The organism is Catellatospora bangladeshensis (assembly GCF_016862575.1).
GTDB classification, from domain to species: domain Bacteria; phylum Actinomycetota; class Actinomycetes; order Mycobacteriales; family Micromonosporaceae; genus Catellatospora; species Catellatospora bangladeshensis.
In genome coordinates this window covers 188,507-213,753 of sequence record NZ_BONF01000010.1, presented here as the reverse complement: position 1 = coordinate 213,753, position 25,247 = coordinate 188,507, and the positions used below count along the sequence as shown (strand labels likewise).

At 72.0% G+C, this 25,247-nt stretch carries 16 protein-coding genes, 1 pseudogene and 1 riboswitch; of the genes and pseudogenes, 10 read left to right on the top strand and 7 right to left on the bottom strand.

What is annotated here, in order from left to right; genetic code table 11:
* Window positions 1-10: 10 nt before the first annotated feature.
* The 4 genes and pseudogenes from Cba03nite_RS10150 to Cba03nite_RS40490 all read left to right on the top strand — a co-directional run.
* Entirely contained in the window at window positions 11-883 is an 873-nt protein-coding gene (locus Cba03nite_RS10150; protein ID WP_203744532.1) for a replication-relaxation family protein, read from the top strand.
* A 182-nt stretch (window positions 884-1,065) separates the two neighbouring features.
* Window positions 1,066-1,755 carry a GGDEF domain-containing protein gene (locus Cba03nite_RS10145; protein ID WP_203744530.1) on the top strand — a complete coding sequence of 230 codons (690 nt, stop codon included), beginning with the start codon at window positions 1,066-1,068 and terminating at the stop codon, window positions 1,753-1,755.
* A 1,751-nt stretch (window positions 1,756-3,506) separates the two neighbouring features.
* Window positions 3,507-3,722: a hypothetical protein gene (locus Cba03nite_RS10140; protein WP_203744528.1), complete on the top strand. Its 216-nt coding sequence runs from the start codon at window positions 3,507-3,509 to the stop codon at window positions 3,720-3,722.
* 130 nt (window positions 3,723-3,852) lie between these two features.
* Window positions 3,853-5,187 (top strand): annotated as a pseudogene (locus tag Cba03nite_RS40490) (recombinase family protein); the annotation flags it as partial.
* A 1,037-nt stretch (window positions 5,188-6,224) separates the two neighbouring features.
* Here the strand turns inward: Cba03nite_RS40490 and Cba03nite_RS39650 are convergent.
* Both Cba03nite_RS39650 and Cba03nite_RS10130 read right to left on the bottom strand, forming a co-directional pair.
* Window positions 6,225-8,555, bottom strand: a complete 2,331-nt coding sequence (locus tag Cba03nite_RS39650) for a HelD family protein (RefSeq protein ID WP_239125613.1) — start codon at window positions 8,553-8,555, stop codon at window positions 6,225-6,227.
* Window positions 8,556-8,682: 127 nt separating this feature from the next.
* Complete coding sequence (locus Cba03nite_RS10130) at window positions 8,683-9,426, bottom strand: VOC family protein (protein ID WP_239125612.1); 744 nt, start codon at window positions 9,424-9,426, stop codon at window positions 8,683-8,685.
* A gap of 144 nt (window positions 9,427-9,570) precedes the next feature.
* A riboswitch (ZMP/ZTP riboswitch) is annotated at window positions 9,571-9,648 on the top strand.
* An 18-nt stretch (window positions 9,649-9,666) separates the two neighbouring features.
* Between Cba03nite_RS10130 and Cba03nite_RS10125 the strand changes: the two genes are divergently transcribed.
* Window positions 9,667-10,524, top strand: a complete 858-nt coding sequence (locus Cba03nite_RS10125; protein WP_203744522.1) for a metallophosphoesterase family protein — start codon at window positions 9,667-9,669, stop codon at window positions 10,522-10,524.
* 3 nt (window positions 10,525-10,527) lie between these two features.
* On the opposite strand, the gene Cba03nite_RS10120 is transcribed toward Cba03nite_RS10125, so the two are convergent.
* Both Cba03nite_RS10120 and Cba03nite_RS10115 read right to left on the bottom strand, forming a co-directional pair.
* Window positions 10,528-11,736, bottom strand: coding sequence for a hypothetical protein (locus tag Cba03nite_RS10120; protein WP_203744520.1), 1,209 nt, complete (start codon window positions 11,734-11,736; stop codon window positions 10,528-10,530).
* 248 nt (window positions 11,737-11,984) lie between these two features.
* Complete coding sequence (locus Cba03nite_RS10115; RefSeq protein ID WP_203744518.1) at window positions 11,985-16,913, bottom strand: ThuA domain-containing protein; 4,929 nt, start codon at window positions 16,911-16,913, stop codon at window positions 11,985-11,987.
* A gap of 244 nt (window positions 16,914-17,157) precedes the next feature.
* Between Cba03nite_RS10115 and Cba03nite_RS10110 the strand changes: the two genes are divergently transcribed.
* On the top strand, window positions 17,158-18,057 hold the full coding sequence (locus Cba03nite_RS10110) for an amidohydrolase family protein (protein WP_203744516.1): 900 nt from the start codon (window positions 17,158-17,160) through the stop codon (window positions 18,055-18,057).
* Here the strand turns inward: Cba03nite_RS10110 and Cba03nite_RS10105 are convergent.
* Together Cba03nite_RS10105 and Cba03nite_RS10100 are read right to left on the bottom strand one after the other, a co-directional pair.
* On the bottom strand, window positions 18,044-18,892 hold the full coding sequence (locus tag Cba03nite_RS10105; protein WP_203744514.1) for a hypothetical protein: 849 nt from the start codon (window positions 18,890-18,892) through the stop codon (window positions 18,044-18,046). The genes Cba03nite_RS10110 and Cba03nite_RS10105 overlap by 14 nt on opposite strands.
* Window positions 18,893-18,919: 27 nt before the next feature.
* Complete coding sequence (locus tag Cba03nite_RS10100) at window positions 18,920-20,578, bottom strand: outer membrane protein assembly factor BamB family protein (protein ID WP_203744512.1); 1,659 nt, start codon at window positions 20,576-20,578, stop codon at window positions 18,920-18,922.
* Window positions 20,579-20,652: 74 nt separating this feature from the next.
* Here Cba03nite_RS10100 and Cba03nite_RS10095 point away from each other — a divergent pair, with 74 nt between their 5' ends.
* The gene (locus Cba03nite_RS10095) at window positions 20,653-21,402 is read left to right on the top strand and encodes a phosphotransferase (protein ID WP_203744510.1); all 750 of its coding nucleotides are present in this window, start codon (window positions 20,653-20,655) and stop codon (window positions 21,400-21,402) included.
* A gap of 11 nt (window positions 21,403-21,413) precedes the next feature.
* Here the strand turns inward: Cba03nite_RS10095 and Cba03nite_RS10090 are convergent, their stop codons facing one another.
* Window positions 21,414-21,779 (bottom strand): hypothetical protein, encoded by a 366-nt coding sequence (locus Cba03nite_RS10090; protein WP_203744508.1) that lies wholly within the window; start codon window positions 21,777-21,779, stop codon window positions 21,414-21,416.
* Window positions 21,780-21,907: 128 nt separating this feature from the next.
* Between Cba03nite_RS10090 and Cba03nite_RS10085 the strand changes: the two genes are divergently transcribed.
* From Cba03nite_RS10085 to Cba03nite_RS10075, 3 genes are all read left to right on the top strand, one after another.
* A complete protein-coding gene (locus Cba03nite_RS10085; protein WP_203744506.1) occupies window positions 21,908-22,555 on the top strand; it encodes a PadR family transcriptional regulator in 648 nt (215 codons plus the stop codon).
* A gap of 193 nt (window positions 22,556-22,748) precedes the next feature.
* Window positions 22,749-23,960: an FAD-dependent monooxygenase gene (locus Cba03nite_RS10080; protein WP_203744504.1), complete on the top strand. Its 1,212-nt coding sequence runs from the start codon at window positions 22,749-22,751 to the stop codon at window positions 23,958-23,960.
* Between the two features lie 182 nt (window positions 23,961-24,142).
* On the top strand, window positions 24,143-25,183 hold the full coding sequence (locus tag Cba03nite_RS10075; protein ID WP_203744502.1) for a glycoside hydrolase family protein: 1,041 nt from the start codon (window positions 24,143-24,145) through the stop codon (window positions 25,181-25,183).
* The last annotated feature ends 64 nt before the right edge of the window (window positions 25,184-25,247 follow it).

Sequence of the window (25,247 nt, the reverse complement as noted above, 5' to 3'; positions counted from 1 at the left end):
GGGGTGCCGCATGAAAACAAGCGATGACATCGTGCTGCGGGTCCAGTCCCGGCTGACCGACCGGGACTGGACGCTGCTGTGCTGGCTGTTCGACCACGGGGTGCTGACCACCCCGCAGGTCACCACCGCGCTGTTCCCGTCACCGCGCACGGCCCAGCAGCGGCTGCTGGAACTGATGAACATGAAGGTGATCGACCGGTTCCGGCCGCACCGCCCCGACGGCGGCACCTACCCCTGGTCCTACGTCCTTGCCCACCCCGGCGCGGTGCTGGCGGCCTCGTCCTACGGCCTCAAACCGCCACGGCCCGCCGAAACCGCCGCGCGCCGCCACCGGCTGGCCACCAGCCGCAACCACGCCCACACCGCCGGAGTCAACGGCTTCTTCACCGACCTGGCCGGGCACGCCCGCCGCAACCCGCCCGCGCGGCTGCTGCGCTGGGACCCCGAGCCCGGCCAGTCCGCGCGCGTGTACCTGCAGCCCGACGGCTACGCCGAATGGAGCGAGCAGGACACGTTCGTGGCGCTGCTGTTCGAGTACGACACCGGCACCGAGCAGTTGTCAGTGCTCACCGGCAAGATCGAGCGATACCAGGAGGCGATCACCTACAGCGAAGCCCCGCCCTGGCCGCTGCTGTTCCGGCTGCACTCGGCCCGCCGGGAGGCGGCCCTGCACGAACGCATCGGCGACCTGCACACGCCCGTGCCGGTCGCGACCATCGCCGCCGACCGGCTCAACCCCGCGGAAACCCCCGCCGACCGGATCTGGTCGATCCCCGGCGAACGGGGCCTGCACCGTCTGATCGACCTGCGCAGGCTCTACGAGCATGCCGTAGCGACCTGGCAGTACGCCCCCGCCGTGCTGGAGCGGCGCAAGCGCAGGTAGCACAGGAGCGCAAAGCCGCCGCGGCTTCGGCCGCCCGCCGACCACTTGACCTCGGCAGGCGCCGGAGCGCCCATGACGCCGGCGGCGTCTGCCGCCGGCACGACCCCCGTGTAGCCCGAAGGCGGCAGCAAGCCTGCCAGCCCTGCCGCCTTCGGTGCTCCTGACTAGAGGAGCACTGCCCAATGTCCCACACGACCATGCTGTTCGGCCTGCTCGGCCTCGCCGCGCTCGCGGGCTGGCTCACCGGCCACGGCGCGGGCCTGGCCGCCGCCAGGCGCTTGCGCGACGAGGAACTGTGGCGGGCGCGCCACATCGACGCCCTCACCGGCCTGCCCAACCGCGCCGACGCCGAGGCCCGCATCACCGCGATGATCACCGGCAAGGAACCGGTGTGCGTGGGCTTCGCCGACCTCGACCGGTTCAAGCAGCTCAACTACGACCACGGCCACGCCACCGGCGACCAGGCCCTGCGCCACATCGCCACCCTCCTCCGCGCCCACGCACCCGACACCGCCGTATGGCGGCTGCACGGCGACGAGTTTGTCTTCGCCTGGCCCACAGCCCTCCACGACAGCCTCATCCACGCCCAGCACCTGCGCCACCTCATCTCCTCCACCCCGATGCCGCTGCCCGGCGGGGGGCTGTTGACCCTGTCGATGTCGATCGGCGTGGCCGAGCATCGGCCCGGCACGGACCTGTCACTGCTGCTGCACCAGGCCGACCTGGCCATGCACGACGCCAAGGACCGCCAGGCGGGCTGCGTGAGCTACGACCCGGCCCACGGTGCGGCCACGGTGGCCGACCGGCCCTTCGAACGCGCCCGCGACCGCCGCAACCACCGCACCACCGCCGAGCCAGAAACCACTCTCTGACAGCACGGGTCCCCGGCGGCGCGGCCGGGGACCTCACCCACAGCAACCATGTATCGGACCTTGTCGCTGTCGGTTGCATGGCGGGCTGCTGTCGGGCTGGTCGTCGGGCAGCCGTCGCCCAAGATCCGCCCGGACCATGGCTGCCCACACCCACCTAGCTGCACTGACAGGCCGTCAAGTGCCGCCGGTCGAAGTCAGACTCCCTATCGGGAGTTCTCCCTGGGGGTAAGACATGGTGGCGGTTACAACGTACGCAGTCACCGACAGCGCTCATCGGCTGCCACGGTCGCGCACCGCCACGACACTGCCGCCACGCTCCTCACTTCGGGCCGACCGGACCGGCACTCGGGGTCGGACTGCCGGGCGGACGCCCCACCGAGCCGCTCGTTCGGCTGGACGTCACTGACCGTAGGGCGTGCATCGGCGTGTATCGCTGTCGTTTGCATGTCGGGTTGCTGTCGGACTGGTCATCGTGTGGCTGTCGTCCATGATCGGCTCTCGGCCTGCCGGTGAAGGCCGCCTGGCCTGCATTGTCAGCGCCTCATGAGCACCGCGCGAAGTCCCACTCCCTATAGGGAGTCCTCCCTGAGGGTGAAGAGGCGTCGACACCGTACGGCGTCGCCGTTACTGACAGCCGCGGTCCGGCGGGTCGGTCGCGGAGCGCTATGACCCAGCGGCACGGCAGCGGTCGGCGAGTTGCCTCGGCTCGCTCGTCAACGCCGTGGCCTGCGGGCAGCCCGCCGCTCCGTGGAAGCGACCTGCCGCACCGAACTGCGCGACACCGCCATGGACTCGCCGCGCCGAAGCTGGCGCAGTTCGCGGCCACGCGCGCCGCCCCAGTGCAGCGCGCAACCGCCCGATGGACTGCATTACGCGTGCCGCTAGAAAGCGCACAACACCGCGACACGCTGACCGGCCGCTGCGCGGCGGCCTTTCCGCTGACGCAACTTCACGGCGAACGGTCCCTGGAAGCGCGCAAATGAGCTCAAATAGAACAAAGTGAGGGTGCTCGAGCTCGAAAGATCTTGAGAAATTCCCTGACAGAAATCGGGGTTTCGCTGACAGTGCAGGTCAGCGCGTTTTCGACGATCTTGCGCTGTCAGCGGGTCGAGCCATGGTGGAGGCACTTGAATCATCAAGCCCACCGGCACCACCCCGCAATGCGCGGGAGTTCCGGGTGCGCAGGCCCGACAGGGACCCCCAGCGGGTGATCTGAGCGGAGCACCTGCCGCCTCAACGGAACGCCCGCCCGGACCGGGCCGCACCACCCCCGCCACATGCGCGACCGCGCAGGTCCACCGAGCCCGCCGCCCACCCCAGGGTCGGCAGCAGGCCGCGTGGCACCACCGAGCACGATCCGCCCGCGACGGGCCGCACGACCGCCCTGGCCGCCCCACGGCACGACACCGACGCCACGACGCGCACGCCGCATCGGGCCGATGCCGCGCGCTCACGAACACCCCGCTTGACCTGGTCGGCCCGATCAATCTACGCCGCGATATCCACGCGATGCGATACGACGTCGTCTGCCTGCCGCACCACGGCGGGCTTGAACACGTCGGCGAGCAGAGCGTCAATGGACCGCGCGGTGGGGCCATGGCGGCCCCGACCCCGCGTACCGCCGGTGCGACACCGGCCCTGTTTCCCGTTCGCCACCAGACCACCGCCCGCGCAAGGCGGCACGCAACCGCAACCACGAGGAGGAACCGGATGCGCAGCAACCGCACACGCCCGACCCATCCCACCGGCATGTGGAGGCTGACATCACCACCCCAGAACCCGGCCCGGCCAGCCCACAGCGCCGCCGCCGGGACAACGACAAACGCCGGCCCGAACCGATCGAGGCCACCGTCGAGATCACCAAGGTCACCGGCCCGCAAGCCGCCCGCCTTCAACACGAACAAACCCTGGCGATCAAGGAGGTCCTGGCATGGATAGCCAGCCGCGACAACAGCGCCGAGAACTGAGCACCCGGCCCGCTTCGCAGCGCGGTCGTCGGCTTCGGCGCTGACCCCGTGACGGGCGAGGCGACCGCCAAGGTCGCCTCACCCGGCGAACAAATCCCACCGCACAAATGATCCTCAAGGAGGTGCTGGCATGAACGGCCAGCCGGAAGAAGAACACCCACCCCTGGGCCCGGATGTCTTCGGTCCGCGCCCCAACTCCCACCCCACCCCCTGGACGAGCATCTCGCCCCTGGTGCCCGGCCAGGTGATCAACGTCGCGCTTCTGTTCCGGGTGTCCGACAGCGAGCTGCAGAACATCCCCGGGTCGATCAATCGGCAGTTCGACAACTGCAAGAAACGGATCCTGCCGCTGATGGTCGTCACCCGGATCTTCATCGACATCGAGTCCGGGCGCATGGAGTTCGACGACCGGGGCCAGGGTACCGACGAACTCCTGGCCCGTTTCAACGTCCCCCACCAGCGCGACGGCGGCATGCACGAGATGATCGAGGAGGCAGGCCGCAAGGACCGCGCCTTCGACCTGGTCATCTGCGAAAGCGCCGAACGGCTGGCCCGCGTCATGTACTACAACACCAAGGTCGAGCACGAACTGCAGAAGTGCGGCATCGACCTGATCGCCGTCGACGAGGGCGAGAGCAAGTCCGGCCGCAAGGCCACCAAGATCCTGATCAGGCGAGTCAAGCAGGCGTTCGGCGAGATGTTCGCGATCCAGACCATGGAACTGGCCTGGGAAGGCACCGCCGAACACACCCGGGCCGGGTACAACATCGGCCGCGCACCCTACGGGTACCTGCCCGCCCGTGAGCGCCACCCCGCCGCCGCGCGGGCCGCGCAAGGCGCGACCAAGACCCGCCTGGTCGCCGACCCGCAACGCGGCGAAGTGATCACCGAGATGTTCATGCTGCGCGTACACGACGCCAAGACCTATCGGGAGATCGCCGACCTGTTCAACGCCGACCCCGACCGCTACCCACCACCGGTACCCACCCGCGAGCACGGCGAACGGCGCTGGCGGTGGCCGGTCGTGCGCGACATGCTGCGCAACCCCAAGTACACCGGCCACATGGTCTGGAACCGCTCCACCACCCGCGAAGGCGTCACCGTACGCCGCAAGAAACGCAAACGCCCGATCCGCCCCTCCGAGTGGGTCTGGTCACCCAACGTCACCCACGAACCGCTCATCGACCTACGCACCTACCAGCAGGCCCAGATGATCGACCTCGACCGCGCCGGATCCCGTAGCGGCAACGCACCCAACACCCACCCCGCGACCAAGCACACCTACAGCCTGCGCGGCTACGTCCGCTGCCCCGAATGCCACCGACGCATGGTCGGCAAGGACAACAACGGCCGCCGCTACCTCACCTGCCGGGGACCCCGCAACAGCGACGACCAGCTCACCGACCGCGCCCCACAACACCCCGGCACCGTCTACATCCGCGAGGAGTCCGTCCTCGCCGCCGTCAACGACGTCATCACCCGCCGCGTGTTCAGCGCCGAACGCGCCCAACTGCTCGCCGACCAGATCGCCGCGGCACCAGCCGTCGAAACCGCCAAACACCAGGCGGCGATCGAAGCCGCCCAGCGCAACCTCGCCGACATCGAACGACGCCAGCGGAACCTGACCCTCGACCTCGAACAAGCCGACCCCGACGACCGCACCTGGCGGCAGCAGATCCGCACCCGCCACCGCGAACTCGAAGCCGAACGCCTCGAAGTCGCCGAACGCATCACCGGCCTCAAAGCCAAGATCCTCGACAGCCCGACACAGGACACCACTCTGCTGGAGGCCATCCCCACCACCGCCATCGACCTGGCGGAACTGCCGACCGAGGTGCAACGACAACTCTACGACGCACTCCGACTCCAGGTGATCATGACCAGCCGGACCACCGCCACCATCAAGATCACCCTGGCCGGAGACGGCCCGACAACAGTCGCCACCATCACCGCACAAGATCAAACGACAGTTGTTGACAACAGCGCCGCGACGGTAGACCCGCATCCGCACAAACGTGCGGATGCGGGTCTACCCCGTATGCGTATAAGAAGGTGCCCTTCCCAACATCGAGGGTCAGGCGGTCCAGTTGAGCCAGGTCTCGCCCGCGGTGACGGCGGCGAACCAGATCGCCACGGCCACGACCGGCACCAGCGGCACCAGGAACGGGCGCGTCTTCCACAGCCGCAGCGCGACCACCAGCAGCGCGGCCCACACCGCCACCAGCACGATCACCGCCCACAGCGGCGCGACCAGGCCGCTGGCCAGGTAGTACGGCAGCAGCACCAGGTGCGCGACGATGCCCAGCATGCGCACGACCTTGGCGGCGAGGGACGGCGACTCCGACACGGCGACCTCCTGATCAGGCCGCGGTTCCCACCGCGGGCTGAGGGCAGCGTGGCAGAGAGCGACCACCGTGTACATCCGCCACCTGGCGGTGCCCCGCCACGCCCCCGCCCCGGCAGGCGGATGTTCCAGCGCGCCGGACGGGTGGGGCCGCGGGGTCACCAGTGGGCGAGGTCGCCGTGGTGCAGCACGGTCAGGCGCTGGGTAGGGCGGGTCAGCGCCACGTACAGGTCACTGTGGCCGCGCGGCGACTCGGCCACGATCCCGCCCGGATCGGCGATGACGACCGAGTCGAACTCCAGGCCCTTGGCCTCGCGTACGGACAGCACCGTCACCGCCTCCGTCAGCTCCGCCTGCCCGTTCCCGCCCTGCGGCACCGCCGCCGCGACGACCGCCCCCAGCTCCGCGACCCGCCCGGAGGGCACGAGCACGCCCAGCGTGCCGTCACCCAGCGCGGCGGCCTCCCGGCGCACCACCTCGGCCAGGCGCTCGGCCAGCTCGGCCCGGTCCACCTCGGACAGCTGCGGGGCGTGCCCCGTGTGCCGCACCGAGCGGGGCGGCTGCAGCTCCGGATCGATGCTCTTGAGCACCTGCCCGGCCAGGTCCATGATCTCGGCCGGTGTGCGGTAGTTGACGGTCAGCTCGGTCAGCTTCCAGCGGCGGGCCACGTACGGATCCAGCACCGCGTCCCAGGAGGAGGTGCCCGCCGGGTCGCCGGTCTGCGCGACGTCGCCGACGACCGTCATCGACCGGCTCGGGCAGCGGCGCATCAGCAGCCGCCAGGCCATCGGCGACAGCTCCTGCGCCTCGTCGACGATCACGTGGCCGAACGCCCAGCGCCGGTCGGCGGCGGCCCGCTCGGCGGCGGTCAGCCGCGCCGTCTCCTCGTGCCGCTCGCCCAGCTCCAGCGCACCGAGCACGTCCGATGCGGACAGGATCTCCGGGTCGATCTCGTCTTCCAGGTCGATGGAGCGGGAACCGTGCAGGATCTCCAGCGCGCCCTCGGCGTACGCCAGCCGCTGCCGGCGCCGCCGCTCGGCCATCAGCTCCGCGTCCCGGTCGTCCTCGCCGAGCAGCTCGGCGGCCTCGTCGAGCAGCGGCGCGTCGGCCGGGGTCCAGGGGGCGCCGCGGTCCCGGCGCAGCAGGGCCCGTTCCGCGTCGGTCAGGGTGGACGCGGCCGAGGCCAGGCGCTCGTCGCTCGAGTACAGGTCGGACAGCAGCCGCTGCGGCGTCAGCACCGGCCACAGCCAGTCCAGCGCCGTCTGCACGTTCGGGTCGGTGGACAGCTCGCGGCGCACCTCGGCCAGGTCGGCCTCGTCGAGCAGCTGCGGGTCGCCGGGGGCGTCGTCGCCGCCGAGCGGGTCGTCGGCGTACGGGTCGGTGCCGATACGCTCGGCCACCTGCACCGACAGCGCGTGGATGACCTCGACGTCGAACAGCTCGCGGGCCAGGTTGTGCGGCTTGCCGCTGCGCCGCGCCTCGGCCCGCGCGTCCTCGCAGACGGCCCGGTCCAGCCGCAGCGGCTCGCCGTCGAAGTCGACCTCGAGGGCGGTGTCGGGCACCCGCTGCCGGTCGCGCACCGCCGCCGCCAGCACGTCGACCATCGCGGCGCGGCCCTTGACCACGGCGGTGGCGTCGGGCTCGGTGCCGGTCGCGGTGACGCCGGGGAACAGGCCGCCGACGGTGCGCAGCACCACGCCGGTCTCCGCCAGCGACGGCAGCACCTGCGAGATGTACTTCAGGAACGTCGCGTTGGGCCCGACCACCAGCACCGCCCGGGTCGACAGCTCCTGGCGGTACGTGTACAGCAGGTACGCCGCGCGGTGCAGCGCCACCGCGGTCTTGCCGGTGCCGGGGCCGCCCTGCACCACCATCACCCCGCCCAGGTCGGCGCGGATGATCCGGTCCTGCTCGGCCTGGATGGTCTGCACGATGTCGCGCATCCTGCCGGTGCGCCCGGCGTCCATCGCCGCGAACAGGGCCGCCTCGCTGGTCAGGCCCTCGTGGTGGGGCGGCGTGGCGGCCGCGGCGGCGAGGTCGAGCACCTCGTCGTCCAGCGCGGTCACCGTGCGCCCGCTGCTGCGGATGTGCCGGCGGCGGCGCACGCCCTGCGGTGAGGCGGCCGTGGCCAGGTAGAACGCCCGGGAGGCGGGTGCGCGCCAGTCCACCAGCAGCGGCTCGGCGTCCTCGGTGTCGGCGAAGATGCCGATGCGGCCGATGTACCGGTTGCCGCCGTCGTCCAGGTCGAGCCGGCCGAAGCACAGGCCGTTCTCCACCGCGCCGAGCGAGGCGACCCGGTCGGTGTAAAGACCGATGGTCGAGTCGCGCTGCGACCGCTCCTGCGGCGTGCCGCCGGTCTGCAGCAGCGCCTCGGACAGCCGCTGCGCGGCGCGTTCGCGCAGGTCGTCGAGCCGGTCGTAGAGGACGGACACGTACTGCTGCTCGTGGTCGATCTCGTCGTGGCGGTCGTCGGTGGCGGCGCTTGACAAACCCGGCTCCCTAGTGTCTATAATCGAAGCCCGAACGGCCGCTTTCAGCGTGCCGTTCTTTTTGTGCTCGAACCGCTAAAGATACCGCATGCGGACGCGTGCCACCCTCGCGTATCCCAGACTTCGATCAACGTCCGGGCAGGCCGCCGGTCTGCGGATCACGGGCCGTGAGGCAGTACACACCACCGGCCGGATCGCGCATCACCACCCACCGCGCGCCGTCGGCGACATGCGTCGCGCCGAGCTTCTCGTGCCAGGACCGCACGCCTTCGATCTCCGAGCAGGCCAGATCCAGGTGCGCCGAGGTGGGCCGCTCCTCGCGCAGCCGCTGCAGCAGGATGCGGATCGGCAGCTCGGCGGGCTGCTCCACGACGTGGAACTCCGGCCGCGAGCCCGGATAGGCGCCCCAGCCGGTCAGCTCGCCCCAGAAGGCCACCTCCGCGTCGTACACGGCCGGACCGGCGTCGATGCACACCTGGTCCAGGCGGCTCAGCGCGCCGTCCGGGGCGGCCTGCGCGATCGGGCGGCGGAACTCGTCGTGCCACGGCACCGCGCAGAAGACCATGCCGCCGGGGGAGCGCAGCACGGTGTACGTGCCGGTGGCGGCGATGGTCTCCGCGCCCAGCTCGTGCGCCCGCCGGGTCAGCGCGACGGGGTCCTCGACGGCGAGGTCCAGGTGCACGCCGCCGCCGTCACCCACGGCCTGCACCTTCAGGCACGGGTCCGCGCCGATCGGCAGCAGCGTCGCGAACTCGGCGTCCGCGCCGCGCCGGGCGGTGAGGTGGGTGCCGGTGGCCCTGGCCCAGAACGACGCGGCCTCGGTGAACAGGCCGGCGGGCCGGTCGATGAACGCATACGTCCAGCGGATCAATTCGATCTCCTCGCCGAGTCGGTGCGCCGAGCGTATCGGCAGCGATGCCCCTGGTGACGATGTCATCCTGGCGTGTCACCTTACTGATGGGGAGCAGCCGATCCGTCGATAACGGTGCTGCGGGAGTCGGCGCGACGCGTTAGGTTGGGCGCACACGACTGGCGCGGGTGGGGCACCACCGGGGAGTGATCGGTCGGGGCGTCGGCCGCCTGGGTGCCCCCGAGCTGAGGAGACGCGCCCATGACCGTCCACCGCATCCTGCACCTGTCCGACACCCACCTGCGCCACCCCGACGTCGACGCGGCCGCCGCGCTCGCCGGGATCCTGCACGACCTGCGCCATCTGTCCGGGCTGGACCTGGTCGTGGTGAGCGGCGACCTCGCCGACGACGGCTCGGCCGAGGGCTGCGCGGGGGTACGCGAACAGGTCGGCCGCTTCTGCGCCGAGCGCGGCATCCCGCACTACTACTGCACCGGCAACCATGACACCCGCGAGGCGTTCACCGAGGTCTTCGGCTCGGGACACGTCGCGGCCGACGGCACCGACCTCGGCGCGCGGATGCCGGGCACGGAGCGCGCCGCCGTCAGCGAGCTCGACGGCCTGCGCGTGATCACCCTGGACAGCCTGGTGCCGGGCGCGGTGTACGGCGAGCTGGGCGAGGCGCAGCTGGCCTGGCTGCGGGAGGTGCTGGCCACGCCCGCCCCGGCCGGTTCGGTGGTGATCCTGCACCACCCGCCGCTCACGGTGCCCACCTCGCTGGTCATGGACCGGGTCAACCTGCGCGACGCCGCCGCGCTCGCCGACGCGGTGCGCGGCACCGACGTCCGCATGATCCTGTGCGGCCACTTCCATCTGCAGCTGTCCGGCCTGCTCGCGGGCGTGCCGGTATGGGTCACGCCCGGCGTGGTGTCGCGCATCGACCTCAGCACGTCGCCGGGCCTGCTGCGGGTGGTACGCGGCGGCGGCGCCTCCGTGGTCGAACTGGGCGGCCCGGCCTCGCCGGTGGGCCACGTGCTGCACGCCCGCGACCCCCGGGCCGGTGAGCTGCTGCAACTGGTGGACGCGACGTCCGGGCAGGACGCCGTCGAGGCGCCCTGACGCTCAGCCCAGCCGGTAGACCGCGAGCAGGCCCTGGTCGTGCGGGGTCCGGCGACCCGACGGCCAGAGCCGGAAGGTGAGCGCGTCGGGTTGCTGCGCGTTCTCCAGCCGCAGCCAGCCCCGGCTGCGGGTCCCGTCCGGCGGGCGCACCATGCCGTTGCCGGGCGACACCGCGCCTCCGGCGAGCAGCCGCGGCTCGGGGAGCGCGACCAGCGCCTCGATGGTGGCCCGCTGGTAGGCGAGCGCGAGCCGCGGCCGTGCCGCCGGGGCGGCGCCCAGCCGGGAGATCCCGACCTGGACGGGCTCGCCGCCGCCCTGCGGGCCGCCGATGGTCACGTCGGCGTCGATGCGCCAGCGCGCCGGGGACAGCGAGCTGAGGTCCGCTACCCGCGCCTGGTGCACGGTCAGGGCGTACCCGAACACGACGTGGTCCACGGCCGGGGCCAGCGGCACCACGATCTCGGGGAACTCGGTGAAGTCGCCCGACGCCGGCAGCGGCGTCAGCAGGGCCGGTGCCGCGCACTCGGCGGCGGGCCGGCCGATCGCGGCGTACGTGGCCTGCACGGTCGCGGTCAGTTCGAGCGCGTCGGTGAGCTTCTCGGCCAGCTGCTTGCGCAGCCGCCGGTGCGCGTCGCGGCGGCGTTCGGTCAGGCCCACCCCGATCAGCCGCTGCCACGCCTGCTCGGTGCCGGTGAGGGTCTGCCGCTCCGCCTCGGCGAAGCGCTCCTCACCCGGATGCGTCCAGTCGTCGCGGGCGGCCAGCGCGGCCCGCAGCGCGACGTCCCGCGCCCGGTCCAGGGCGGACAGTGCACCGGGCACGGACCGGTTCAGCATCCACACCAGCGCGATGTGCCAGTGCGCGAGCACCTCCGAGCGCGGGTCGACGGCGCGCGAGGAGGCGTCCCGGAACCGGTTGAGCGCCTCGTGCAGCAGCCGGTCCCGGTGCTCCGGCGGGCACCAGTCGGCGCGCGCCTCCGCGAGGAAGTCCAGGCCCGCGCGCAGCAGCTCACCGGATACGGCTGCCCGGTTGTCCGCGATCGACTGCTCGATGCGCTCCAGCGTGCGCTCGGTGGTGGGCCGCTCCGACATCAGCGCCTGCAGCACCGTCGCGACCACCCCGGACCAGTCCTTGGCGTCGGGCGCGGCACCCGTGAACAGCGCCTGGATCGCGGGCCCGGCGATGGCGCCGAGCACGAGGGTGAACGGTTCCACGACGGCGGCCTCCCGGTTCGGTGACCTTCTTCCTACGTCGGGAGCCGGGCACGGGGCATAGGCCGACCGGGCAGGTGTCCCGACGTTCCCGGCACACCCACCCGGCCTCGCGTCGCCGCGTCTCGCGGCGGGTAGGCACTTTCGGGGAAACTGCAGCTCTCCGGGGCTGGATTGCTGCAGTTTCCCCGAAACTGACGCACAGCCGGGGCCGGGCCGGGGCCGGGGCCAGGCCGTGCGCCGCTTCCGGGTCAGCGTGTGCCGATGACCTGGAAGTCGGAGAGCTGGCCGGCGGGCCAGCCCGTGTTGGCGGTGATGTTGAGGCGGACGTACCGGGCCGACGTGTTCGCCGGCAAGGTGATCGTCACGGTGTTGCTCGGCGGGCTGAACTGGTACGCGGCCGAGGCGACGAGCGTGCTGAAGCTCGACCCGTCGGCGCTGCCCAGGACGGACAGCGTCTGGGTGCGGGCGCCCCATGCCGAGGGCAGCTTCAGCACGATCGAGGTGAGCGCGGCGGTGCTGCCCAGGTCCACCGTGATCGCCTGCGGGAACGCGTTGTTGGCGCTCTCCCAGTACGAGTTGGCGTCACCGTCCACCGCGTTGCCAGGGACGTAGTTCTGCACCTGGCTCGCCGTGACGGGCCGGTTCAGCGCCAGGTTGGTCGGCGTGGCCGTGGTGCCGGTGCCGGACAGCCCGACGCTCAGCGACGGGTTGGACGCGCTGCTGCTCACCGTGAGGGTGCCGGTCCGCGCGCCCGCCGAGGTGGGTGCGAACGCCACGGTGACGGTGCAGCTCGCCCCGGCGGCCAGGGCCGTGCCGCAGCCGTTGGCCGACAGGCTGAACCCGGTGCCCGCGACGGTGACCGACGAGATCGAGGCGGTGGTGCCGCCGGTGTTGCTGATCTGCGTCGTACGCGTCACCGAGCCGCCGACGGCCGTGTCCGGGAACGTGATGGTGCCCGGGTTGGCCGACAGCGTGGCCGGCTGCTGCACGGTGGTGCCGGTGCCGGTCAGCCCGACGGACAGCGCCGGGTTGGTGGCGTTGCTGTTCACCGTGAGGTTGCCGGACTTCGCGCCCGCCGAGGTGGGCGTGAAGGTGACCGTGACCGTGCAGCTCGCCCCGGCGGCCAGCGACGCGCCGCAGTTGTTCGTCTGCCCGAACTGGCTCGCCGCGGTGATCGAGGAGATGCTCGCCGCGGCGGTGCCCGTGTTGGTCACGGTGACCGTCCGGCCGCCGCTGGCCGTACCCACATTCTGGTTGCCGAAGGCGAGCGACGTGGGGTTGGCGGACAGCGTGGCCGAGCCCGGCGGGTTGCCCCCGCCGAAGATCTGCAGCTCGGACACCTGGCCGGCGGGCCAGCCGGTGTTGGCGGTGATGGTCACCCGCAGGTGGCGCACCGACGTCGCGGTGAACGTCGCGGTGGCGGTGTTGCCGGTCGCCGGGTCGAACAGGTAACCCGCCGACGCCTTCAGCGTGCTGAAGTTGGTGCCGTCGGTGCTGCCGGTGATGCTCAGCGTCTGGGTGCGGGCACCCCACGCCGATGACGGCGGCAGCTTGAGCGTCACGGAGCCGACCTGCTTGGCACTGCCCAGGTCCGCCTGCAGCCACTGCGGGAACGCGTTGTTGTTGGACTCCCAGTAGCTGCTCGTGTTGCCGTCGTTGGCCGCCGACGCCGGGAAGCCGCCGTTGCTGCTGCTCGCCGACATGGCCGCGCCGATGGCGAGGTTGGTGCTGCCGTCCGTGCCGGTGCCGGTCAGCGACACGGTGAGCGGCTGCGCGGTGGTCGAGTTGGCCACCGACAGGGTGCCGTTCTGCGCCCCGGCCGAGGTCGGCGCGAAACGCACGCTGACCGTGCAGGACGCTCCGGCGGCCAGCGAGGTGCCGCAGTTGTTCGTCTGCGTGTACTGGCCGCTGACGCCGATCGAGCTGATGCTCGCGGCCGCCGTGCCCGGGTTGCTCACGGTGACCGTCTGCGCGGCCGTGGTGGTGCCCGTGTTGGCCGAGCCGAAGGCCAGGCTGCCCGGGGTGACCGTCAGCTGCGAGCCGTCGGACACGCCCTGGCCGAGGAAGTCGACCCAGTTCACGTTGAAGATCGAGCCCTGGCCGGTGTTGCCGGCCGGGTTCTTCGCGACCAGGTAGAGCGGCGCGGTGGTGGTGCTGGCGGACAGGTTCGCGGTGACGTCGGCGAAGGTCTGCCAGCCGCCGGTGCCGCCGAAGACGGCGGTCCCGAGCAGGGTGCCGTCCGGCGCGCCGGTGCGGACCTCGATCCGGCCGCCGTCCCCGGGTGAGGCCACCCGGAACCGGGCTGCGGTGATGTTGCGCAGGTTCACCGGGGTGTACGCCCAGTAGTCGCCGTCCTCGATGAAGCCGATGTTCTGGAAGCCGCCCGCGGGGTCCGTGGTGGCCTCGCGCTGCACGCCCGGGTCGCCGCCGCCGATCGCGCCGGGGGCCCGGCCGGTGCTGTTGAAGAACTCGGCCTGCTTGTGCTTGGGCTGCAGCTTGATGGTGGCCCGGCCGGTCTGCGCACCCGCCCCGCCGCTGCCGCCGAGGTCGGTGTAGCTCGCCTCCAGCACGCCGAAGATGTCCGCGTCGTCGCCGTGCCCGGTGCCCATCGACGTCTGCACCACGCCGGTGCAGCCGCTGTACGACTGCAGCGGGTGCGCGTGCGCGTCGTGGCCCAGGTAGTACTGCAGCGTCACCCGGGAGCAGTTGATCGTGCCGTCCTCCGGGTCGGTCACGTTCACGGTGAACCGGACCTGGTCGCCCCAGGCGAAGAAGCCGCCGTCGGCGGGCGCGGTCAGGGTCACCGTCGGCGCGGTGTTGCCCACGGTGATCGGCACGTTGGCCACGGCCGTGCGACCGCCGGGGTCGCGCACCGTGAGCTGCGCGTTGTAGCTGCCCGCCGCGTTGTACGTGTGCGACGGGTTGGCCGCGGTCGAGGTGCCGCCGTCGCCGAACGTCCACGCGTACGTGATCGGCTGCCCGGCCGGGTCCCGCGAGCCCGCGCTGGAGAACTGCACCGTCAGCGGCACGCCGCCCGAGGTCGGGGTGCCGGACGCGACCGCGATCGGGTTCTGGTCCCCGGCCACGTAGTCGATGCGGTAGACGCCCGAGTCGGCGTTGTTGCCGCCGAAGCCCGTGCCCCACTCGATGAGGTAGAGCGCGCCGTCCGGGCCGAACTCCATGTCCATCGGCCGCAGGAACGTCATCGACGACAGCAGCTGGTTGATGTCCACCAGCGACTTGCCGTTGGCGGTCACCTGCATCGTGTAGAGCTTGTTCTGGTTCCACTCGCCGAAGATCGCCTTGCCGTCGTAGTACGCCGGCCACTTGCGGTCGGACGTGGACGCGGCGCTGTAGCGGTAGACCGGCCCGCCCATCGGCGCGCCACCCCCGCCGATCTCCGGGAACAGCGGGTTGCCGCCGTAGTCGTAGTCCATCGTCGCCGCCTGCGCCGGGGGCAGGTTCGTCAGGCCGGTGTTGTTCGGCGAGTTGTTCACCGGCGCCGCGCAGTTGTACTTCGCGCCGCTCGGCCCGGACGGGAACGTGTAGTCGTTGTAGGCGTAGTTCGCGCCGATGCAGTACGGCCAGCCGTAGTTGCCGGCCTGCCCGACGATGTTCCACTCCACGGTGCCCTCGGGGCCCCGGTTCGGGTCGGTGGTGCCCGCGTCGGGGCCGTAGTCGGCGACGTACAGCGTGTTCGTCGCCGGGTCGGTGCCGATCCGGAACGGGTTGCGGAAGCCCATCGCGTAGATCTCGGGCCGGGTCAGCGCCGTGCCCGGCGCGAACAGGTTGCCCGCCGGGATCGTGTACGTCCCGTCGGCCTGCGGCTTGATCCGCAGCACCTTGCCCCGCAGGTCGTTGGTGTTCGCGGAACTCTTCTGCGAGTCGAAGTCCGACCGGCCCGCCCGCTCGTCCAGCGGCGCGAACCCGCTGGACTCGAACGGGTTGGTGTTGTCGCCGGTGGCCAGGTAGAGGTTGCCAGCCGCGTCGAAGGTCATCGAGCCGCCCGCGTGGCAGCACGTGTTGCGCTGCGTGGCCACCTGGACCAGCACCTTCTCCGTCGCCAGGTTGATCGTGTCACCGGAGACGGTGAACCGGGAGAGCTGGTTGCGGGCCGCGCCCGAGGTGGGGGAGTAGTACAGGTAGATGAAGCCGTTGCTCGCGAACGCCGGGTCCAGCCGCATGCCGAGCAGGCCGTCCTCGTTGCCGGTGAACACCGGCAGGGTCGCCGCGGTCACCGTGGTGCCGGTGCTCGGCTTGACCACCTGGACGCGGCCGTCGCGCTCGATGTAGAAGACGCGGCCGTCGGGGGCCACGTCCAGCTCCATCGGGTTGTTGGTGTTGCTGTCAAGCGTCACCTTCTGGAAGCTCGCCGGCCGGGTCGCCGTGCAGTCGCCCGCGACCTGGCCCGCCGCGGTGCGGATGCCGCCCAGCAGGTGGTTCAGGAACGCGGTGTCGCTGTAGGACGCGACCGTGTGCCCGAGCGCGGTGTACCAGGAGCGGCCGCCGTCGTACGGCTTGCACCAGGCGACCGGGTGGTCGGCGCCCATCGCCGAGCCGCCCGGGGCGTAGCTGCGCTCGTCCACGCTCGCCAGCACGTGCGCATTCGTCCGAGGATTGGCCTGGAACGAGTACCACTCGTCGAACCGCGACCAGGTCGGGCCCAGGTGCGCCGTGGACGGGTGCGCCGGGTCCTCCACCTTCACCGTGGCCGTCTGCTCGGCCGGGTGGCTGGAGAAGTACGCCCCGACCAGGCTGCCGTACCAGGCCCAGCCGTACTCGGTGTCGGACGCGGCATGCACGCCCGCGAAGCCGCCGCCGGCCCGGATGTAGCGCTCGAACGCGGCCTGCTGATTGGCGTCGAGCACGTCGCCGGTGGTCGACAGGAACACCACCGCCGCGTACTTGGCCAGGTTGGTGTCGCTGAACGCGGTCGCGTCCTCGGTGGCGTCGACGGTGAACCCGTTGGCCGTGCCAAGGTTGCGGACGGCCGTGACGCCCGCCGGGATCGAGTCGTGGCGGAACCCGGCGGTCTTGGAGAACACCAGCACCGAGAACGGCGCGGCGTCGGCCCGCTGCGGCGCGGCGGCGATCCCGGCCGCGACCAGCACGGCGATCGCCAGCAGGCGCAGCAGCCTGCTCAGGGGTGGGTGCAGGGACGGTGACGCGAGGGGCATGGAGAGTCTCCTCGTCGGGGACGGACGGCGGAAACCCCCTGGCTCGGGTGAGCGGGCCCCGGGCGGGGAGGCGGAGCGGTCGGGACTTCGGAAAGCACCGATGTTTCTAAGCAGTCACAAATTTGCACCCATGAAGCGATTGCTGTCAACGCGTCCCGCAAAATTTGCACGTGCCATGTCGAATTCCTGGAGTGGATTCGCGTGTCCGCCCAGGCCGGTGCGGTGCGGCCGGTACCGTCGCCTGGTGGGGCCGATCATGGACTGCAACGTGCACCTCTGGGACCAGCGCGACGACCCGGTGTTCTGGCTCGCCGACCGCACCCTGGTGCTCGACATGCTCGGCGACTACGACTCGCTGCCCGACGTCTACCGGCTCGGCGACTACCTGGCCGAGACCGACGGGCACGAGGTATGCGGGGTCGTCTGGTCGGACGCGGGCGCGGCCGATCCGCTGCACGCCGCCGCCTGGGCGCAGCGCCAGACCGAGGGGCACGACATCGAGCTGTGGCTGGTGACGCTCGGCGACCCGGCGTCGGCGGGCTGGCCCGCGTTCGTGCGCAGCTTCGCCGAGCTGGACGGCGCGGCCGGGGTGCGGGTGCGGCTGGTCGCCGCGCTCGGCGGGGGCGGCGGCACGGCACCCGCCGACGACGAGCGGCTGCGAGGCCACCTGGGGCTGCTCGCCGAGCACGGGCTGACGCTCACCGTCGAGTGCACCGGCGACCAGCTCGGCGAGGTGGCCCGGCTCGCGCGGGCGCTGCCCCGGGTGCGGGTCGTGGTCGACCACTTCGGGTGGCCCACGGACCTGAGCGACGGCGGGCTGCGTACCCACGCCGCCGCCCTCAAGGAGGTGGCCGCCCTGCCGAACACCGCCACCCGGATCGACGCGGTCGGCACCGTCTTCGGCGACTGGACGGTGGCGCGGGTGCGGCCGTGGCTGCTGTCGGCCGTGGACGCGTTCGGGCCGCAGCGCTGCATGCTCGGCTCGGACCTGCCCATCGAGCGCCTACGCGGCGGCTTCGCCCACCTCTACGGCGCCTACGATCAGATCTTCGCCGGGTGTACGCCGGACGAACTGACCGCCCTGCGCCACGGAGCCGCCGCACAGTGGTACGGCGACGGGTCGGCGGGCGTCAGCCCTCGGTGACCTCCCACGTCGCGCCGTAGCCCGATGCGGCCCCGGTGAGGCCGAACCAGCCGGTGTCCGGCACCGCGGCGGCGTCGGGATACCGGCGGCCCGAGCGGTCGAGGAAGAGCCGCTGCGCGTCGCCCTTCTCGTCGACCCAGTCGATGCCGAGGACCCACCGGTAGTACGCCTTGGATCCGGTGACCAGGAAGCTGATGCTCTCCTGCTCGCCGGTCTTCAGCGTGATGCGCCGGCCCGCGAAGTACTCGTCCCTGTCCTTCATGATCTTCGGCTGGGCCTGGTCGAGGTCGGCCGAGAGCTGGATCGTCTCCGCCTGTCCCTGGCTGATGACGGGGATGAGGGTGCCGTGGAGGGACGGCTCGGTCCTGAGTTTCACGAAGTCGATGCCGGTGATGCTGATCCCGGTCGCCCGGTGCCCGGTCAGGACCAGATTCACTCGCAGGTCCGCGACGGGCGCGCCGTCCTGCTCGGCGAGGAAGTCCTCGGCGGGCTGGCCCAGCTTGCCGCCTTTCAGGCGTGCCGCCATCGCATCGTCGGGATGCGCATTCCGCAGGGCCAGGCGGTCGGGGGCTTCGCCGATGTCGTTCGTCAGCACGACGCTGAACGCGTCCTTCGGCTCCTCCGGCAGGCTCGGCGCGCCGTCGGCGGTCAGTGCGTCGGCGACCCGGTTGACGATGGTCTCGCCGATGCCGGTGAAGAAGGCGCCGACCGCGACGGCGGCCAGGGTGCCCACGGTGGCAAGGACCTTGGCCCGGCGGCTCTTGCCCTCAGGCGCCGGAGCCGGTGCCGTCTCCGGTGCGGCCGCGCCGCGCGGTCGCCTCTTCTGCTTCGCCACTGCGCGTCCCCTTCGAAGTCGTCGTGCTCAGGTAGCGGCCAGCCGGGCCACGGCCAGCGCCGCGAGTTCCCTGACGAGGTCGTCGTGCCCGTCCGGAACCTTCACCCGGGCGATCCGGGCGCCGACCCGGATGTAGAGCTTCACGGTCGGCTGCGGGTAGTCGAACGACGCGAGCCGGAGCGCCTCGTCGCCGAGGCCGGGCACCTCGGCCGTGTCGGCGTACTGCCGTCGCAGGTCCGCCATCAGCTCGGTGGCCTGGGCCGGATCAGTGCCTGACCAGGCGACGCCCACCGACACCACCGGCGCCTTCACCGACGACGGCTCGTACCGGCACTGTGCGGGCTTCGGCAGCGCCATGTCGGCGATCGTCGTCTGCTGCGGCTTGGCCTCGTAGGAGACGCCGGTGGCGCGGGCGGCGACCTCGTCGGTGGTGAGCAACTCGCACGCGCCGGGCCAGGACTCGGCCGGTCCTCCGCCGGCGATGCCGACCGGGCTCGGGGCCGGGGTCAGCCGGTACCCGGACAGCACGGACGTTCGCGGGATCTCGCCCTGCCAGTGGTAGGTCACCGCCACGTCGTCGAACACCGTCGCCAGAGACTGGAAATCCGGCACCAGCAGGTGCGTGGGGGATACCGTCATCCGGCCGGTGGCCTGGTCGATCTCGTACAGCCCGGCGGGCAGCAGCGGCTCCGGCAGCGGTCCGAGGGCGAACAGGCGGCCCTGCGCGAGCCGCATGGCCGACACCGCGAGCTGCCGCCGCCACCGTGGCTTGGCGTCCTGGCGGGCGATCGCCGTCACGACGTCCCCGTCGGCCTTGTCGGTGTACGCCACGACGGCGATGTCCTCGGTGGTCACGACCTGCGGGCTGACCCGTTCGGTGGTCGGCGCGTCCAGCAGCGTGCGCCCCGTCGCGTCGAGGACCAGCAGCCGTTTCGCGAAACGTATGATCACCGCGTCGCCGTGTACGTCGAGGTCGTCGACGGATTTCTCGGCCTCGATCGAAACGGGCACCTGCCAGTTCGACTCACCGGTGTCCGGGTCGTAGGACTCCAGGTACCGCTTCTTCTCGCAGCGGACCTCGGCCACCACGAGCGTGACGTCGCCGGCCAGTTCCTCCGCCTCGCAGCCGGGGTCGAGCCGGGTCTCCCACAGCTTCTCACCGTCGTCGGCGTCCAGCCCGCGCAGCGTGTTGTCGTTCCAGGCCGCCACGACCACGTCGGCGGTCACCGCGAGCTGTGGGGGGAGCTGCCCCGGGGTGGCCAGCTGCCAGCGGACCTCGCCGTCAGTGAGGTCGAGCGCGGCGATGCCGGGTTGGCCGCGCAGGTAGTTCGACTCCACGATCACCGCGTCGCCGGTCAGTCTGCCGCCCCGGATGTAATCGAAGTTGACGTCCCATCCGGAGGGGCGGCCGGTCCACTTCGCCTTGCCGGTGCGGGCGTCCACCGCTTTGACCCGGTGATCGAACTGCGCGACTTCATCCCAGAGCAGCAGCGTCCCGGTGTCGGCGTCGAGCGCGAAGGGTGCGCCGGCGTTCTCCGCCTGCCATGCCGGTGCGAGCTGGTACGAGCGGGGTTCGGCCGCCTGCCCGGACTCGCCGGCGCAGGCGCGCACCACGGCGAACACGGCGATCAGCACCAGCACCAGGAGGGCGGCGACGACCCAGATCCTGCCCTTGCGGTTGAGCACGGCGAAACAATACTGATCTCGTCCAAGATGGACCAATCGACGAGGTCATGGCCGGTTTGCGCTAGCCTGCGGGGATGTACGACGACCAGATCCTGCCGGGCAACGTGACGACCGGCGTGGTCCGGGTGGGAGACACGGTGCGCCGCCCCGCCGGGCCGTGGACCGCGAGCGTGGACGCGCTGCTGGCGCACCTGCACGAGGTGGGGTTCACGGGTGCGCCGCGTCCCCTGGGGCGTGACGAGCAGGGCCGCCAGGTGCTGGAGTACGTGCCCGGCGAGCCGTGCGACCACACGGGCACGTTCACCCGCCCCGAGCTGGCGGAGATCGGCCGGCTGCTGCGTGACCTGCACGACGCGGCGGCGTCGTTCGTCCCGCCGCCCGGGGCCCGGTGGGAGAACCCGATCCCGCCCGAGGGCGCGGACCTGATCTGCCACAACGACGTCGCGCCGTGGAACCTGCTCCGGACCGCGCGCGGCTGGGTGCTGATCGACTGGGACGGGGCGTCGCCCGCCTCCCGCACCTGGGACCTGGCGTACGCGGCGCAGAGCATGGCCGGGATGCGGCCCGAGCGTGACCCGGCCGACGCGGCCGCCCGCCTGCGCGCCTTCACCGACGGCTACGGTCTCGACCACGCGCACGGCCCCGCCCTGGCAGCCGCCCTCGCCCGCCGCGCCCGCGCGATGTACGACCTGCTGGAGACCGGGGCCAGGGAGAACCGCCAACCCTGGGCCCGCATCTTCACCGAGGACGGGCCGTACTGGCGCGACACCGCCGCCTATCTCGACGAGCATCGGGCCTTGTGGGACGCCGCACTGGCCGCCTGACCGGGTCGCGGTCAGGCGGCCGGGTGCTCGGGCACCGGCACGCCTTCGGCGGTGAACGGCTCGGTCAGGATCCGATACTGCTCGCCGGTCAGGTTGGCGCGCTTGAGCACGGCACGAGCCGCGATGGCGGTGACGCTCTTCGCGTCGGAGAGCAGCTCCGGGCTGTGCTCGTCGAGTTCGGCCAGGCGGGCGCGCAGGCCGGTGCGCACCGTGTGCTCGATGTGCGAGTTCTGCGCCGCGGACGGCTTGACCGCGCGGCTCGCCTCGCGCCCGCCCTGGCCGCGCAGCTCGACGGCCCGGTCGAACGCCCGGGCCAGGGCAGCCGGGGCCAGCGTGAGCGCCGCCTGCAGGAACCGCCGTGTCTCGTCGTCCAGCAACGTCTACCTCCCTGCCGGAAACATCCGGCCGAGGGTACGCGAGCACGGCGCGCTGGCGGCGCCGGGCCTCGGATGCGTATACTCGGTGACGAGTAGTCAAGTCTGACTAAATGACGGAGGGACGGGCGATGGCGAAGCGGCGCGCCGTGAACAACCTGATGGCGCTGGCCGTGCTGTCCGCGCTCGCCCAGCAGCCGATGCACCCGTACCAGATGGCCTCGGTCCTGCGCGAATACGGCAAGGACCGCAATATGAAGATCAAGTGGGGCTCGCTCTACACGGTCGTGCAGAACCTGGAGAAGCACGGCCTGATCGAGGCCACCGACACGGTTCGCCAGGGCGGCCGCCCCGAGCGGACCGTCTACGCGATCACCGGGCCCGGCCGTGCCGAGCTGGTGGACTGGGTGCGCGAGCTGATCTCCACGCCCGAGCCGGAGCAGTCCCGGTTCGTCGCCGGGCTGTCGGTGATGGCGGTGCTGTCGCCGGGCGAGGCCGCCGAGCTGCTCGCCCAGCGGCTGTCCGTGCTGGAGCGGGAGCTGGCCGACCGGCGCGGCCGGCTGGCCGAGGCGTCCCGTGAGGTGCCCCGGCTGTTCCTGGTCGAGGACGAGTACGAGCTGGCCGTCGCCGAGGCGGAGGTGGGGTTCGTGCGCGGGCTGCTCGCCGAGCTGACCGGGGGCACCTTCCCCGGGCTGGCCGACTGGCAGGTCTTCCACGACACCGGATACATCCCGCCCGAGCTGGCGGAGCTGATGGAGCGGGGGGTCCCGCTGGAGTGACCCCCGAGACCGGTCTCCGGCGCGGTGCACCAACACCGCGCCGGAGACCTTCGACCCTCGCACCGAACCACCAGGGACCCGGCCACGAGAGGTGGCAACCGCAAGGATAGCCGGGTTTCCCCTGGGCGGTCCGGACGCGAGTCCGTACCCGCACCGGTCACGCGACCGGTGCGCTCATCCCTGGGAGAGAACAATGACGAAGGTCAGGACCGCCCTGGTCGTGGGCGGCGGCATCGCCGGCCCGGTCGCCGCGATGGCCCTGCGGCAGGCGGGCATCGAGGCGCGGGTGTACGAGGCGTACGACAGCACCGCCGACGGTGTCGGCGGCGGCCTCAGCATCGCGCCCAACGGGCTGCGGGCGCTGTCGGTGATCGGTGCCGACGACGCGGTGCGCGCCGTGGGGCTGCCGATGGACAGCATCGTGATCCACAGCTGGACCGGCAAGCGGCTGGCCGCGTTCGGCGGCCCGAGCGGCATGGAGCCGCAGCGCTTCGTGATGCGGCCGGACCTCTACCGGGCGCTCTACGCCGAGGCGGCCGGGCGCGGCATCGAGGTGGCGCACGGCAAGCGCCTGGTGTCGGCCGAGCACCTCGGCCCGCAGCACGCCCCGACGGGTGTACGCGCGCACTTCGCCGACGGCACGGCCGCCGAGGCCGACGTGCTGATCGGCGCGGACGGCATCCGGTCGACGGTGCGCGCGATCATCGACCCGGCCGCGCCGCAGCCGCGCTACACCGGCCTGCTCGGCTTCGGCGGCTGGTCCGACCACACCGGCCTGGCCTCCACCGGCGACGCGATGTACATGATGTTCGGCAAGCGGGCGTTCTTCGGCTACCAGGTCTTCCCCGACGGGCGCTGCGGCTGGTTCGCCAACCTGCCGCACCCGACGCCGATGTCCTGGTCGGAGGCGAACCGGACCAGCCCCGAGGAGTGGCTGCGGGTGCTGCGGGCGGCGTTCGCGGACGACCGCATGCCGGTGCTGGACATCCTGCGCAAGTCGGATCCGGCCGAGTTCGTGTCGATCGGCGGCATGGAGGACATCCCGCGCGTGCCGACCTGGCACCGGGGCCGGATGGTGCTGGTCGGCGACGCCGCGCACGCCACGTCCCCGTCGTCGGGGCAGGGCGCGTCGCTCGCCGCCGAGAGCGCCGTGCAGCTCGCCCGCTGCCTGCGCGACCTGCCCGCCGAGCAGGCGTTCCCGGCGTACGAGCGGCTGCGCCGGGAGCGGGTGGAGCGCATCATCGCGGCGGCGGCGCGTACCAACAGCGACAAGGCCGCCGGTCCGGTGGCGCGCGTGCTGCGCGACCTGATCCTGCCCACGGCGATGAAGCTGCTGGCCAAGCCGGAGAAGATGGCCTGGCAGTTCGACTACCGCATCGACTGGGACACCCCCGTCACGGCGTGATCCCGCGGGCTGCGGTGTCGATCGCGGTCTCGTGTCAGAAAGTGTGGTCAGACCACAGGTTTCGACACGAGACCGCGATCAACCTCCCAACCCAGCTACCTAGGACGACGTAGAGAAGGTGCGCCCACCGACATCCGGGACGGAGAGAGCGCGTTCACGGCAGGCCGCTAGGGTGTGCGCTCGTGGACGAGACCTCGCAGCGGCATCCCGGCAGGCACGTCAGGCGCGACCGGCGCAGGCTGTGGTGGCTGGTGATCCCGCTGGCGGTCGCGGTCCTGATCGGAGGCTCCTACGCCGCCGTCCGGCTGCTGGACGACGCGCCCACCCCGGCCGCCGCCGGGGAGCCGGTCGCGGTCACCGAGAGCGGAGCCGTGCCGGGGACGCCACAGGCCGCGGCATCCGCGACGGCCGCCGCGAGCCCGTCCGCGAGCGCCGCACCCTCGGCGAAGCCGAGCGCCACCAAGGCACCCGCCGGTGCCCCCGCGAAGTCGTCGTCGAAGAAGGGCGCGACCGTCTGGCCCGCGAGCGGCCTGGCGACCGCGCTCAAGGACGTCCGCGCGAGCTGGTACTACAACTGGTCGGCGGGCCCGACCAGCGGCGCGGGCACCAGCGCGGCGTTCGTGCCGATGATCTGGGGCGAGAAGTCGGTGACCGACGCCGAGCTGGCCCGTGCGAAGCGGAACGGCAACGTCCTGCTCGGCTTCAACGAGCCCGACTTCGGCAGCCAGGCGAACATGAGTGTGGAGCGGGCGCTGGAGCTGTGGCCCCGGCTGCAGGCCACCGGTATGCGGCTGGGCAGCCCGGCCGTGGCCGTCGGCGCGGACCGGGCCGGGGGCTGGCTCGACCGTTTCCTCAGCGGCGCGAAGTCCCGCGGCTACCGGGTCGACTTCATCACGCTGCACTGGTACGGCTCGGACTTCTCCACCGCCGCCGTCGGGCACCTGAAGAACTACCTCCAGGCCGTCTACCAGCGTTACCGGCTGCCGATCTGGGTCACCGAGTACGCCCTGATCAAGTGGGGCAGCGGCGGCGCGGTGTATCCGAGCGACGCGCAGCAGGCCGCCTTCGTCACCGGCTCCACGAAGATGATGGAGAGCCTGTCCTACGTGGAGCGCTACGCCTGGTTCGCCCTGCCCTGGCCCACGGAAGGCCACCAGGGCACCGCCCTCTACCGCGGCACCACGCCCACCGCCGCCGGCCGGGCGTACCGCGCCGCGGGCTGACCGGCGTCGCAGTTTCGGGGAAACTGCACGCCGGCCGGGCATCCGAACCGCAGTTTCGGGGAAA

Excerpts from the sequence above, each read along its gene's own strand:
- Cba03nite_RS10125 (WP_203744522.1), top strand. The coding sequence starts at position 9,667 with ATGACCGTCCACCGCATCCTGCACCTGTCCGACACCCACCTGCGCCAC.
- Cba03nite_RS10085 (WP_203744506.1), top strand. The coding sequence starts at position 21,908 with ATGGCGAAGCGGCGCGCCGTGAACAACCTGATGGCGCTGGCCGTGCTG.
- Cba03nite_RS10080 (WP_203744504.1), top strand. The coding sequence starts at position 22,749 with ATGACGAAGGTCAGGACCGCCCTGGTCGTGGGCGGCGGCATCGCCGGC.
- Cba03nite_RS10150 (WP_203744532.1), top strand. The coding sequence starts at position 11 with ATGAAAACAAGCGATGACATCGTGCTGCGGGTCCAGTCCCGGCTGACC.
- Cba03nite_RS10095 (WP_203744510.1), top strand. The coding sequence starts at position 20,653 with ATGTACGACGACCAGATCCTGCCGGGCAACGTGACGACCGGCGTGGTC.
- Cba03nite_RS10145 (WP_203744530.1), top strand. The coding sequence starts at position 1,066 with ATGTCCCACACGACCATGCTGTTCGGCCTGCTCGGCCTCGCCGCGCTC.
- Cba03nite_RS10115 (WP_203744518.1), bottom strand. The coding sequence starts at position 16,913 with ATGCCCCTCGCGTCACCGTCCCTGCACCCACCCCTGAGCAGGCTGCTG.